Origin of the sequence: Pseudoalteromonas sp. MSK9-3 (genome assembly GCF_003590335.1) — a bacterium.
GTDB lineage: Bacteria > Pseudomonadota > Gammaproteobacteria > Enterobacterales > Alteromonadaceae > Pseudoalteromonas.
This window is the reverse complement of the sequence record NZ_MIET01000004.1, coordinates 58,837-72,186: the sequence shown is the minus strand read 5'-3', so window position 1 is coordinate 72,186 and position 13,350 is coordinate 58,837. Positions and strand designations below refer to the sequence as shown.

The window sequence follows — 13,350 nt, the reverse complement described above, 5'->3', positions numbered from 1 at the left end:
TGGTTATTTTATTGCACGAAATCTGTTGCGGGTTCAGCTCGCTGAATAAGAAGGCGAGTGTCACCTTCTTATTTTATTCGTGTATAGAATTTCCTAGAAACGGTAACTTAGTCCAACGCCTAAAGTATTCACTTCCAGATCACCCATATCCATATATTGCCATGCTAAGTTTACGGCAACGCCATTGTCCCAGTCATACTGCCAACCGGCTTCTGCAAATATGCCCACACCGTCTTCATCTACAAGTACTTTACTCGATTGTGCGATTTCGTATTCATAAAATTGTGCCCCTAACTTTGCGTAAACATAATTGTTTTCGGTAAGTTGATACTGACCCTTTGCAGCCGTAATAAAGTTGGAATAGTCCAACTTGTTTGCATTTAAATCAAATAACAACTCATCCTGACGATCACAGGTGAATTTGTTATCTGTTATTTCTTTGCATTTCCAATCATCTGACTCCGAGCCGGCACTGATCCCAGCTTCAAATGCCCATACAGCGTTAAACTGATAGTTATAATAAGTATATAGTTGACCTACGCCGTCACCATCTTGCTTTGAGTTTTGATACGATGCACTGCCGCCAGATAATTGAACGCCAATACGGTGTTGTTCATCGTTTTGTGCCGCTTGGCTAGTAAATGTTAAAGTGCCGACTAATGACAGTGCGATAGCAGAGAGTATTTTCATAGTATTCATTCCTGAGTATGTGTTTTAAGGGCTATCTTAAGCAAGGGGCGTGTTAGTGTCTGTTGCAACTCTGTGAGTGGATGTGGGAGACTGTAAGTGTTTGTAAGCACCCTACGTATTTCATGCGCAGATTCATTAGGAATGTTTTGTAAAAACGTACTTTACCTCGATTTCGTATAGATAAGTCGCTAAAAGAAAGGCGCCCACATATTTGGGCGCAGAAACGTCTGATGGAAATACTTTATTTTGCTTGAGTGATCACGGTATCGATTAAGTGGACTATGCCATTGGAAGTGTATATGTCTTTAATAATGACATTACTGCCTGCAATTTGTAGTGATGTCGTGGGTAAATTGACCGTCCACCATATATTATTGATACCATTGCCATTTTTATCACCCATCTGCTTGTCATTGATGTAGTGATAAAGTGGGCGGCCAAGATAAGCAACTTGTGTTGTTGCATCATCTCGGGTGATCAGTGACAAGCCTTGGATGTTTTGAATACTTTGCTCAGTACCTAGTACCGGTGGCCAGGTGTCTTTGCATGCATCGTTACAGGTACTGCTAGTTTGCTCGAGATCGTTATCAAAGACATAAACAGTCATGCCTTTCTTGTCTGCACCATTACCCGTCACTAACCCTTGTTGTGCGCCGCTGTAGGCTATGCTGTCGTTTGCTGTGTTAGACGTTGAGCCAAAGTTATAGATAGACACACTCAATTTGCTGTTGGCAAGCGTCGTCACTTTTTTTGCATTATTGGCATAAGCAGACTGGCTGTTTATGGCTCCTTCAATCGCGTGTTGAGTGAGTATGTTGGTGAGCGCACTTGAGTCTGCAAGTAGCGCGGTTAAAGTGTCAGCTGGTAGCTTTTTAAAGGCGGTATTTGTAGGTGCAAACACCGTGTATGACTTAGTCGTATCGTTAAATGTATCGACGAGGTTAGCTGCTTGTAGAGCACTCACAAGCGTTGACAGTTCGGGTGTATCTATTGCGGTTTGCGCTATTGTCTTGGTTGGCTCTCCCATACTTTTTGGCGGGATCATGACTGAATTGACCACATGTATTACGCCGTTGTCAGCGTTAACGTTTGCGGTGGTAACAGCAGAGGTATTTATAAACAACACCATATCAGAATACGACAGAGTCGCTTGGCTCTCATTGGCCATATTTATCATCTGATTGTTGCTATTGGCTACCGCAACAGCGGCATCTTGTAACACGGTACTGTCTGCAATAAGATGATAGAGTAGTATATTTTTTAATTGCTCGGTGTCATTTAGTAAAGCGGTGAGTGTTTCTTGGCCAAGTGCAGCAAATGCATCGTCTGTTGGGGCGAACACGGTAAATGTTTTCGTTGGATCTGCAACGAGTGCATCGAGGCCTGTCGCACTTAGCACACTCAATAAAGTAGTGAAGCTACCCGCTTCGGTGGCAACGTCAGCTAAAGTACCATAGCTTTCAGGTAATGCGACATCTGCAGTTATTACAGCGTCAATAATGTGGATCACGCCGTTGGTTGTCATAATATCAGTCGTCGATACAGGAACGCCAGCAAATAAAAGAGTGTCTGTTGCTGGATTAATTGTGATGTTTAATTCATTGCCTAGTGCGGTGGTTGCAGTTTTGCCATTAAGTGACATCGCGGTTACCGAATCTACTTGCGCCGTGATGACATGTTGTTGCAGTATTTTCTTTAACGTCTCAGGGTTCGCTAGCAACGTATTAATTGTTTTTTGCCCCAGAGCTAAGAATGCAGCATCTGTTGGTGCGAATACGGTGTACTTGTTTTCACCGTTGCTTAATACGGTGTCTAACCCTGTAACTTTCAAAGCTGATAAGAGTGTGGTGAATACCCCAGCATCGTCAGCCGTCTCGACTATATTGCCGGTTGCTTCGTCCGTACTATTTATGGGCTGCAATACGGCATCGATGACGTGAATTACTCCATTACTGGCTTGGATATCTGTGGTTGTTACTGACGCTTTGTTAACGAGTAAGGTATCCGAGTCTAATGATAAGGCGATATTTTCTCCATTAACGGTCGGGACAAGGCTTCCTGCTAAGTTAACTGCGGCTTGCGCTGCAACTTCGCCAGCGACAACATGATAAGTTAGTATACTGCTGAGCGTGTTTGTATCTGCCAACAATGCATCAATTGTTTCTTGGCCGAGAGCTTCAAATGCGGCATCAGTTGGTGCAAAAACGGTATATTTTTCGTTCTCATTGGCCAAAGTGCTATCAAGCCCAGTTGCTTCAAGTGTTGCGATTAGCGTTGTGAAGTTCCCCGCGCTTTTTGCAACCTCAACAATCGTTGTTGCTGTTGGTTGGACGGTTGGTGTAACTGCGTTGTGATCATCATCGCTGTTACAAGCAACGAGTAAAATAGCAGCAAAAGCTGCTGATAGGGTGTGTGTTAGTGCTTTCAATGTTCCATTCCTTCAAGTTAAGAACTAAATGAAAGTACGCTGTATTATTTATGAACGATCAGTGCGATATTGAATTAACTCAGTTTAATGTACAGCCTTTTAAAAGAGCTCCACTTCTTGATGGGACAGGTTGCCTCGTAACTTTTCAACCATCACGTTAAGATCATGATTGGCATTTGCAACGGTTTTACTTACTTTGTCACTCTGTGCTAACGCTTTGTAATTATTTGATATTGATTGAAGTTGAAGTAAGGTTTGTTGCAATGATTCTGTAATGTTTGATTGCTGTTCTGCAGCATGTGCCACTTGATTATTTAACTGTGTCATTTGCACCATCTCTTGCATTATTTCTTTCAAAGATTGTTGGGCTAATGTTGTCTGCTCTGCATTTTTTGTTGTGATAGAGATTTCTTCTTGCATCGCGCTAACCGCATTTTGCGCTGCACTTTGTAAATTATTAATAACTGAGGTGATACTCAAAGTCGATTGTTGGGTTTTTGATGCCAAACTACGTACTTCATCAGCAACGACGGCGAACCCACGACCAGCTTCACCTGCTCGAGCGGCTTCAATTGCTGCGTTAAGTGCTAGAAGGTTGGTTTGTTCTGCAATACTACTTATGACATCTAAAACAGAACTGACACTGCCTGCTTGTTGTTCTAAGTCTTGTATAACAGCAGAGGTTTTTTCAACCTCAGTAACCAGTATTTTCATACTGTTTGCAGAGTTATCAACGATGTCTGTGCACTGTGTTGCCTGATTCGTCACTGTGTTAGTTGAGTTGAGTGCCATTTGGCTGTGCTGTTGTAACTGCTCAGCAATATCAGCGAGACCTGCGATGGTTTTTTCCATGTCTGCACTGCATCGCTCTTGGTCATTAGAGCCTTGCGTTATTTGTTCACTGACGTTATCTATTTCGCCAAATGCCTCTTCAACTTCTCCTTTGACCACCGTTATATTCGAAACAGCTTCGACAATATGTGTTTTAATATCGACAATGGCATTCGATAAATCACCGAGTTCATCTTGATACGGGTAGCTCATGGGTAAATCATACTTTCCTTGTGCGATGAGTACGGTATTTGCTATCAGTGCCCGCAGTGGCAAGATGATGGTTCTTTTTAAGAGCTGTAACATGACGACGATGACTACCAATGAAATAATAAGTGCAATAATTGGATAGACGGTCATCACGAGAGTTTGCTGGGCATTAATAGCTGCTAAATGTTGGTTGGAGGCTGTTTGCACATCAATTCGTGTTTCTTTTAAGAAGTTCGCCATATCTCGGTCGATACCACGGACCATTTTATCGGTGTTTACAATGCTTTGTGTTGCGTTAAAAGCTTGATAGGCCGTTAAGTACTTAGGTAACAGTGTGTTATGTTTATTTTTGACTTGGGTTAGAAGTGAAATATACTCAGCGTCTACCTGTGTTAATTGGTTTAGGCTATTTTTGATATTTTTTTGTATGGTAGAGTGGTGAGTCTCAAATTGTTGCCAATATTTCTCTTCGTTACGGATCAACACATTTTTCCATGCTTGAACTTGGCTTTTAAATTCGGACTCTAAGCTTGCGATATGATTTAAGCGGTGAATATCTTGTTGGAATAACTCTTGATATTGATGGATAAGTAGTTCTAGACGAACAATGCTAAAAATACTGCAAGTGAGGATCAGAGTCATCGCACATACAACAGGGAGAGTCACTTTATATCTGATATTCATAACGTCACACTTCAAAGGTAAGTCACACTCAATTGTTGATGACAGTGGACTATTTGTCTAATTTTATGCGCGTTAACCGATAGGTTAGGTTGATTTTACGAGATTTTTGTTAACAATAAGGCGAATAGCAAAGAGCATTATCCCGAATTTAACAGTTAAGCTCGGATATATATCAGAGAAACGTTTAATTGCATATGGGTCAAACGTCACATAGTGGCAGTGACACACTGGAAAAACTAGGTGGTTTATTCTACACCGCGAGATTTATCCCAGTTTGACATACTGGGAGTATCCATATAAGTCTTTTAATATTCTAAATAAATTGTAAACCCATATTGAACGAATGTTATTTTTAACGTGTCATTTGGTACCTATTTTGGGTTTTTATCCAGATATTGAGAAATTTAATCAAATGAAAAAAACTTTATTGTCTTTAGCCTTGTTAGCTTGCTCCTTTTCTCCAAGTTCTAAAGCGGAACAAACCGAAGGCTTTGACTTACAGCATTTAGAAATAGTTTTAAACTGTGATTCAGTTTGTGAGCCAATTAAAACATTAGGTTTGATTGCTCCCTCATTAAAGAAACTTAACATCGACCCTTCATACAAATTTACTTTTGTCAGTAGCGATGGAAATACGGTAGCTTATACCGTAGGAGAAATATTAATCTTACTTCACGGAACAGGGTTATTTAGTAACTCTTCTTCATTGACACCTGAACTTTCCAGCTTTCAAAGCCTTGAATCCACCCAAGAAATTGGTGGGGAGTTGTTGTTTGATGAGTATGAGCATTATTTAAAGGAAGCCCTCGAGACAATGCCAGTAGTGCAAAACGTGACTCAAAAGTACCTTGATAGCCAAAAGCAAGCACGCTCTTATGTAATGAACACTCTCACCTGGACCTTCTTTGGTACTGTTTCTTTAAAGGTAGGGATTAAAGTCGCTGGCGAGAGCGGGTTTGTTGCTCAAGCATTAGCGTCATTAACAGGAGCATCTTTAAGCGCTGTATTCAATAATGACATACCATTTTATACAGAAAATAAAAGAATTGGTGATAAAATGGTTTTTTTGAACGGTCAAATGGGATTATACAGGAATGGAGAGTTTTTATCTGAGCTGTCTACTAAAGGTTTCCAAAACGCGCTTTTAAAGCTGCCAAACGACAAAAAGAATGGATTATTAAGAATTGTTGGCTCGAGTTCTAATGCTGCTGGTGGTTCGTCAGGTGGGGGAAGCAATTATAACTTCGGCTCCAATGAAAGCGGAAGCCGTGTGTCAATTTCTTGTAGATCAGTAAGCACTGGTAGTGGAGCGGGTTGGGTTTCTGATACCATATGCTGGCCTGTACGCGCGTAACTTTTTGTAACTTTGGCTCAAGCTAAATACTTAAGAGCTTTTTAATGATGTTTTAAGTAATGATAATTTTATATATAGCGTTAATATTTTTAATTTCTTTTGCTTTTAATGAGGATTTCAAAAAAACGTTTTTTTATATTTGTATACCTAGCTCCTATTTTATTAGTTTAGAGCTACCTTTACCCTTTGGAGGTATTATTTGCTTTATAGTGTTTTGGGGCGTATTTAAAGTAAATAAAGTAAAAGCAATGGATGTTGAGTCTGTTATTAACATGTTTTTATTTTTTTCATTGGGAGTTACATTTACCTCGCTACTAGGCTTATTGAATGTATTTGAAGGTACAAATATGTATTATCTTAATTGGATAATAACAGCCTCTCTGTTATGGATTTTGTTATTCTTCAGTAAAAAATATCAAAAGGAATGAGTCAGTAGGTTGTTAGAGTCAGGTTTTACACTGAACGATAGTATTCAAAGGGGTCAGAGTCATTGACCCCATTAAAAATATTTAGCTCTAACTAGTTGAACATTCAAATCCGAAGTGAAAGAGTAATATGGGATAGGCACATAATTGTACATTCACTATTGCAAGCCGGGCGGGATCACACTTTGTAAACAAGGCAAATCTATGATCTAATAGCATCAGTTTTCCTATTTATCTATCGCAATATCTTTATTTTCTCACCTCGAACTAAGGGGCTAAAGGCCAGTATTGATACACATTATTACCTGAGTTCATCAAGAGATAACACGCTCATATCAAAAGCAATTCGCCAACACTGGTTGATAGAAAATCAACAGCATTGGATACTGTATGTGGTGTTCAAAGAAGGCAGTTGCCAAATTCATGAGGCACTGGGCGCCCAGCATATGGCGCTATTTAGGCGAGTTGTTCGCAACATGGTTAAGCAGCACAAAAAAGCAAAGGGTCGATTCGAAGTAAACTCGTTGCCGCAAGTTTTGACGATGATTTTAGAGCTGAACTTTTGTTTGGTTAACAGGAATTAACAAAGTGTGCTCGCGCACTGGGCCTTACCCAAGGAGTGAAGTTTTTATCAGCGTCATGACAAGTATAACAGCAATAATAATCATCGATGTACCAATTTTATATAGATAATCAATCCGCTATGTTATCGAGTTTTACCATACTGTCTATCTGACTAAAACGAACTTAATCGCAAATAATATCTGATTATGCGTTGACATAGTCCTCAATTTTGATACAAATGTAATCCTTGTACAATTTTTGACAAACACAATGATCTTACTAACTACAGCATTTTCTAATCGACCATGGCAAAGTACACTTGTCGTGTTGTCGTGGATGCGCTGCGGTTAAGTTTTTGGCTAACCGTGATGTTAGAAGCGGTTAGTGAGTCTATATTCTCCCCCCACTTTTATCATCCTTTTTAAAGGAGTTATCTAATGCCAATACAGGCATCGTATATTTTTGTTATTTTTATTTGGTCAACGACCCCGCTCGGTATTGTCTGGAGCAGTGAAACTATGCCGGCGACCTTAAGCGTATTCTTGAGAATGTCTATTGCGTTAGTGTTAGCGGGACTCGTTATCGCAATGAGTAAAATTCGTGTGCCATGGCACCGTCAGGCATGTACTTTATACAGTTACTCTGCATTAGGTATTTTTGGTGGGATGTTATTGAGCTACCTTGCGGCAAAAACAGTGCCGTCTGGGGTCATTTCGTTAATTTTTGGTATTGCGCCGATTTTATCTGGTTTGCTAGCTCAAAGGTTACTCAATGAACCCCGCTTTACGTTAGTTAAATTGATTGCTTTAAGCTTGTCTCTTATTGGCTTATATTTGATCTGTGCAGTGCAAATACAAACCTTTCAAGTACCGCCATTAGGATTGTTATATGTATTTTTGGCAGTATCTTGCTTTAGCCTGAGTGGCGTAATGACCAAACGTGTACAACTCGCTGTTCACCCCATGGCAACGACATTTGGTGCGTTAGTATTTGTCACACCTTTGTTTGGTATCGTTTGGTGGGTTATGAATGGAGAGCTAACTCCTGCACTTTGGAGTGAACGCTCTATTTTGGCAACCGTTTATTTGGGCGTTTTTGGCTCATTACTTGGCTTTTTAGCTTACTTTCATATTTTACAAAAATTGCCGGCGAGCACGGTTGCGTTAACAACCTTGATAACCCCTGCCTTTGCAGTGGCTTTGGGAAGTTGGTTAAATGGTGAAACATTGACGGTGACACTATTGGCAGGTGCCGCAATTATCTTACTTAGTCTAGCTCTGTTTACTTTTGGAGAGCAGTGGGTGGGCAGTAAAAAGAATGTTCCGGCGACATAGCCGTTCGAGGAGAACCAAAACAAACTGCAACTGCAGTAAGTCAAGGGCCATTGTGCCCTTTAAACGGTGTATACTATTGATATGATAGCTAAATAAAAAGTTTTAGATTGAATAAGTAATTACAGAGGACGGAACCACTTTTTGACAACAATTGCATTTCATTACCCGAGTCAAATCATTTGCACCGACAGCTTTACGACAACCCATGATTGTATCGTAACGTCACATGCTAAAAAGTACTTTGATGTAGAGCAAGGCCGGGTGTTTGCTACGGGGAATTGTGCTGAAATATATCATTTAAAAAAACATTGGAATGATGGTGAGTTTAAACCCATTACGTGTGAGTTTTTTATGGTCGATAAGCATAAAAAAATATTTTTTGGCGAGGTTAGGAGAGGATTTAAGTATTTAGAGCCTCTCGAGCAAAACTGGGCCATCGGCTCTGGCGCTAAATGGGCTATTGCAGCAATGGATTTTGGTAAGGATGCTGTAGAGGCATTGAGTTATGCTTGCACGAGAGATAAGTCTACTGGTGGGGCGTTACAATCATTTGATGTTAAAGGCTGTGCATTATCAAAACGGGAGCGTGAATCAGTGTGACGACTTTATACATTACAGGTGCTGGTGTGAGCGCCCAAAGTGGGATCCCGACCTTTCGAGGAACCGATGGTTTTTGGACCATAGGAAGTAAAAATTATACACCGCAAGAAATGGCAACTCGTGCAATGTATCAAACGTACCCACGAGAATTTCTCATTTGGTATTATCACCGATTTGCACAGTATCGAGATCACGGACCGAATGAAGTACACGCATGGTTGGCCGATAAACAACTTATTACCCAAAATATTGATGGACTAGACGGTAAAGCGGGCAACGAAAGTTATATTTCAATACATGGTCGGTTAGATCAAATTACCCTGTTTCATACGCAAGGAGATGATGTATCGCGTCACGTGGCGCCATGGCATGAAGTCGATGAAACTTATTTGGGTGACTCGCTACTGTCTTTATTTAAAATAGGCACTCAAGGTCCTGAGCTTAATCAGTCGTTCAAACCTTATGTGCTGTTGTTTGATGAATATTACACCGAGTTATATCAAATTGGCTTGGCGGAACAGCAAATGCGTCACGCCAGTAAAATTGTATTTATGGGTACGTCCTTTAGTGTGAATATTACCCAGATTGCATTGGATATTGCAAGACAGCGGTCTATTCCCATCGAAATTGTTGATCCTGAGCCAGTGCACGTTTTATACGATCAGGTGCAGTATCACCAGATGACTGCACTTGAGTATATCAACCGATAAAATTCAGCTTTAAAGTGCTTTGCATAGTGCTTTATGTAAGGCTTTTATATCAATGGGCTTTGCGAGGTAGTCATCCATTCCGGCGGCATAGCACTTTTTGGCTTCACCACTCATTGCATTGGCGGTAAGTGCGATGATATGCGTGTCTTTATCGTTACTTGTGCGTTGGCGTATTGCCTGTGTTGCTTGATAGCCATCCATATTAGGCATTTGACAATCCATTAAAATCACGTCATAAGGGTCATCGGGTGCTTGATCTAAGCGTGCCAATGCTTGCTCTCCATCGAAGGCAAACTCATAACGCACCTGCCATTTTTTCAGTATTTGTGCTAACACAATGCGGTTTACTGCGTTATCTTCTACGACCAATGCTTTGAAGTTATCGGGGAGCTGTTGTTGATTGTGTACGTCGCTTATTGTATAACCTGATGCTTCACCGATCCCCAGTACCAGTGTAAAACTAAAGGCACTACCAATACCAAACTCACTACTTACACTAATGCTGCCAGACATGAGTTCGCATAAGCGTTTAACAATTGATAGCCCGAGACCCGTACCACCGTATTGACGTGTGGTACTCTGATCTGCTTGAGAGAAGGGTGTGAACAATGTATTTTGCACGGTTTCACTCATACCAATACCTGAATCAGAGACCTGACCATTTATAATGCACTTTCCATCATGTTCAACACTACATAAGGTAATATTAATATGACCTTGTGCCGTGAATTTTATGGCATTGCTGATGAGGTTTTGCAGCACTTGTTTGACTCGTACAGGATCTCCAATTAAGTATTGGTGTTTTAAATTCGATAAATTGAATTCAAGACCAATACCCTTTTCATTACATTGGGTTTGGTAAGCTAATTTAAGGCCATTAATTAAATGTGGCAGCTCAAATTCAGTTTGTTCTAATGACAGCATACCCGCGTCTATTTTTGAGAAGTCTAAAAAGTCATTGAGTAAGCGGGTTAAAGATTGGGTGCTACGCGAGGCCACATCAAGCATATTCTTTTGCGTTTCATCTAATGATGATTGCGCTAATAGTTGTAACATCCCGACAATGCCATTCATTGGCGTGCGAAGTTCATGACTGACATTGGCAAGAAATAAACTGCGCGTCTGCAACATGCGTTCTGCGAGTTCTTTTTGTTCGGTTAATGCAATGCGTGTTTTTACCCGCTCGTCAACATTTTGTATGGCACCATATAAGCGCACACATTGGCCATTTTCAAATACCGCTTTGCCTTGTGTTTCTACCCACACTTTATTCCCTGTTGCAGTATTTAATAAAAACTCTGCTTTCCAGGGGGTGCCTAGCTCAATGGCTGTATTGACTAAATTGGCAACGGTTTCACGATCTTGCTCTTGATAAAACTCAATCGCGGTTTCTACTGTAGGCTGAAAGTCTGCGTCTACTTCGTGAATGGCTCGAGTAGTATCAGTCCAAATAACTGCATTATTGGCAAGGTTTACTTGCCATCCACCAATAATAGCGAGTTCTCCCATTGCTTGTTGGATCTCTTGATTTTGCGTAGAGAGGAGCAAGGAGTGATTGCGAGTGATTTCATTACCTATCCATTGTGACAGCAGCCACACAAAGTCGTGGTCGTCTTGAGTAAACTTACCCGCATGGATATCCGGCGAAGAGAAGTTAACTGTGCCATAACGTTGCCCTTGCACTTGCAGCGGTGCACCAATATAACTTTCTAAACCAAAATTTAAGTAGCAGGGATGTGTTGCTATGTCACTTTCACTGGCATGATCAAATGCCAGTGACGAATTGGCGGCTAAAGTATGGCAACAATATGTTTCACCTAACGGAAACTGCGCCCCAACAGGTAAACTATTGTCTGGTGTATGAACATGTTCTACATGATATTGCTCTGCGTCAATACGACTGACGATGGCGATTTGACAGTTAAAGATACGACAGCCCAGTTGCAATAATTCTTGAATCTTCTGCTCAAATGGCAGCGTATGGTCCGCAGTGATTGAATGTAATAGTTTTAATTTATTCATGGGCATACGCCTTCCTAAGCAACAACATTTTGGCAGTATAACGAAGCTTTATTAAAAAGCGAGGACTAGCGCCTGGGTTGAATAATTTATTTCAACAAATCGCACACTGCAGATACAGATACTTTATATGTGCTGGCTAAAAGTAAAATACGATGATTATCCTCACTCAGCTGGTGGACATGTTCACTGGCTTTCAATTTTTTACAAATGGCGGCTAATACGGTCTCTTGTTGAGGTAGTAATTGTGTTTGTGCTTCAATGAGTGCTAAAAGTGCAGACAGTTCATGAGCAGGTAAATTATCGAAGTGAGTGTTATAGGCAAAGTAGCACTCGATAGCAGTAAGTTGCTGGTTATTACGTTGTTTAAGTGCGTGTATAAGGCCCTCGTTACTTTCAAATAATAAGAGTGAACGAATATAATTAAACGGTGGCACACTGTTATGTGGGTTGGAAAATAATATATGTAGTGCTGTATTTCCTTGTTCATTGGCCTGAGAAAACCCATTATTTTGTTTGAGCGCAGGGGTAAAAAATGTAAATCGCGCAGGGTCATTAATACCTGCTATGACGCCGATAGGCATCGCTTTAGACGCGCTCACCTTGGTACATAAATCTTGATAGAAACTATACACCTCAGGGCTTTGCAGGGCACTTTGATACATGAATTTTAGTTGAGCTATATTTTCTGACGAGTTTGAGCGAGTATATAGTTCACTAATTTCAGGTAAGTTGTGTTTTTTTATCAGGCTAATTAGCGCTGAAACGCTTGGGTCCACGGTGAATCTCATTTTGTTAGCATGGGGTTATGCTATGCCAAAAGTATCTCGATCTAAAGGGTTGTATTTAAATTTACTTGTATATAAATAAATTGGCACCACCTATTTAATAACTTAATTTTTGTATAAAAAGGGGGAAATAATCATGGATATGTTGGTCTTAACAACAATAACAGGGGCACTAATACTGCCGCTGATATTTTTTATCTTATGGCGTATGGTCAAGTGGGCAAAAGGAATGCCAAAAGGGGCGTATATTTTTATTGCGTTTATGCCGCTCATTTCGCTATTTCCTATTCCGCCGACTGTCTTTAAAAACGTTGCTAAAGCCAAACAGGAGCAACGGAAAAAACAAACACAAAGTGATGAATAGGCAGGGTTTTTGTCTATATTTTAATGGGCGTCATAGCGGTTCATCACAACCCATGAGCTTATACCCTAGTAAGTAGCCTACCCCACATAAAAACCATAAAATACCTGCAATGATGGCGAATGTACTTGCCATCTCTGGGTGACTGAGTAATAGAGGAAAAGTGGCTAAACCCCGCAGTATACAAATAGAGCCAATGATATAAATAGCGACACGGGTTAAAGGAAGACGCACGATAGCGCCAGCGAGTGCATACAATGCACAGATAATAAATATACAAGCTATCATCACGGTCGCTAATGGGGCGAAAAGTGTCCCGTGGATGGCGATTCAATGATGGCGCGCGTGCTAA

11 protein-coding genes and 1 pseudogene are annotated in these 13,350 nt (G+C 40.6%); 6 read left to right on the top strand and 6 right to left on the bottom strand.

Going from position 1 to position 13,350, the window contains the following annotated elements:
* Positions 1-93 precede the first annotated feature (93 nt).
* From BGP78_RS00730 to BGP78_RS00720, 3 genes are all read right to left on the bottom strand, one after another.
* Positions 94-690, bottom strand: a complete 597-nt coding sequence (locus BGP78_RS00730) for a porin family protein (protein WP_119859612.1) — start codon at positions 688-690, stop codon at positions 94-96.
* 241 nt (positions 691-931) lie between these two features.
* The gene (locus BGP78_RS00725) at positions 932-3,118 is read right to left on the bottom strand and encodes a fasciclin domain-containing protein (protein ID WP_119859611.1); all 2,187 of its coding nucleotides are present in this window, start codon (positions 3,116-3,118) and stop codon (positions 932-934) included.
* Between the two features lie 99 nt (positions 3,119-3,217).
* Positions 3,218-4,843 carry a methyl-accepting chemotaxis protein gene (locus BGP78_RS00720; RefSeq protein WP_119859610.1) on the bottom strand — a complete coding sequence of 542 codons (1,626 nt, stop codon included), beginning with the start codon at positions 4,841-4,843 and terminating at the stop codon, positions 3,218-3,220.
* Between the two features lie 376 nt (positions 4,844-5,219).
* Between BGP78_RS00720 and BGP78_RS00715 the strand changes: the two genes are divergently transcribed.
* The 5 genes and pseudogenes from BGP78_RS00715 (at position 5,220) to BGP78_RS00690 (ending at position 9,830) form a co-directional block, all read left to right on the top strand.
* The gene (locus BGP78_RS00715; protein WP_147386046.1) at positions 5,220-6,197 is read left to right on the top strand and encodes a hypothetical protein; all 978 of its coding nucleotides are present in this window, start codon (positions 5,220-5,222) and stop codon (positions 6,195-6,197) included.
* Between the two features lie 688 nt (positions 6,198-6,885).
* Positions 6,886-7,196 (top strand): annotated as a pseudogene (locus tag BGP78_RS00705) (ISAs1 family transposase); the annotation flags it as partial.
* 427 nt (positions 7,197-7,623) lie between these two features.
* The gene (locus BGP78_RS00700) at positions 7,624-8,520 is read left to right on the top strand and encodes a DMT family transporter (RefSeq protein WP_119859607.1); all 897 of its coding nucleotides are present in this window, start codon (positions 7,624-7,626) and stop codon (positions 8,518-8,520) included.
* A 141-nt stretch (positions 8,521-8,661) separates the two neighbouring features.
* Entirely contained in the window at positions 8,662-9,120 is a 459-nt protein-coding gene (locus BGP78_RS00695; RefSeq protein ID WP_119859606.1) for a proteasome subunit alpha, read from the top strand.
* Positions 9,117-9,830 carry a Sir2 family NAD-dependent protein deacetylase gene (locus BGP78_RS00690; RefSeq protein ID WP_119859605.1) on the top strand — a complete coding sequence of 238 codons (714 nt, stop codon included), beginning with the start codon at positions 9,117-9,119 and terminating at the stop codon, positions 9,828-9,830. The genes BGP78_RS00695 and BGP78_RS00690 overlap by 4 nt, the downstream gene beginning before the upstream one ends.
* Before the next feature lie 9 nt (positions 9,831-9,839).
* On the opposite strand, the gene BGP78_RS00685 is transcribed toward BGP78_RS00690, so the two are convergent.
* A complete protein-coding gene (locus BGP78_RS00685; protein ID WP_182912188.1) occupies positions 9,840-11,852 on the bottom strand; it encodes an ATP-binding protein in 2,013 nt (670 codons plus the stop codon).
* Positions 11,853-11,938: 86 nt separating this feature from the next.
* Positions 11,939-12,640 carry a hypothetical protein gene (locus tag BGP78_RS00680; protein WP_147386045.1) on the bottom strand — a complete coding sequence of 234 codons (702 nt, stop codon included), beginning with the start codon at positions 12,638-12,640 and terminating at the stop codon, positions 11,939-11,941.
* A gap of 133 nt (positions 12,641-12,773) precedes the next feature.
* Between BGP78_RS00680 and BGP78_RS00675 the strand changes: the two genes are divergently transcribed.
* Positions 12,774-13,001: a hypothetical protein gene (locus BGP78_RS00675; protein WP_119859602.1), complete on the top strand. Its 228-nt coding sequence runs from the start codon at positions 12,774-12,776 to the stop codon at positions 12,999-13,001.
* A 30-nt stretch (positions 13,002-13,031) separates the two neighbouring features.
* On the opposite strand, the gene BGP78_RS00670 is transcribed toward BGP78_RS00675, so the two are convergent.
* Positions 13,032-13,286 (bottom strand): hypothetical protein, encoded by a 255-nt coding sequence (locus tag BGP78_RS00670; RefSeq protein WP_119859601.1) that lies wholly within the window; start codon positions 13,284-13,286, stop codon positions 13,032-13,034.
* Positions 13,287-13,350 lie beyond the last annotated feature (64 nt).

Coding starts and splice junctions, on each gene's coding strand:
- BGP78_RS00730 (WP_119859612.1), bottom strand. CDS start 690: ATGAAAATACTCTCTGCTATCGCACTGTCATTAGTCGGCACTTTAACA.
- BGP78_RS00720 (WP_119859610.1), bottom strand. CDS start 4,843: ATGAATATCAGATATAAAGTGACTCTCCCTGTTGTATGTGCGATGACT.
- BGP78_RS00700 (WP_119859607.1), top strand. CDS start 7,624: ATGCCAATACAGGCATCGTATATTTTTGTTATTTTTATTTGGTCAACG.
- BGP78_RS00685 (WP_182912188.1), bottom strand. CDS start 11,852: ATGAATAAATTAAAACTATTACATTCAATCACTGCGGACCATACGCTG.
- BGP78_RS00680 (WP_147386045.1), bottom strand. CDS start 12,640: ATGAGATTCACCGTGGACCCAAGCGTTTCAGCGCTAATTAGCCTGATA.
- BGP78_RS00675 (WP_119859602.1), top strand. CDS start 12,774: ATGGATATGTTGGTCTTAACAACAATAACAGGGGCACTAATACTGCCG.
- BGP78_RS00670 (WP_119859601.1), bottom strand. CDS start 13,286: ATGATAGCTTGTATATTTATTATCTGTGCATTGTATGCACTCGCTGGC.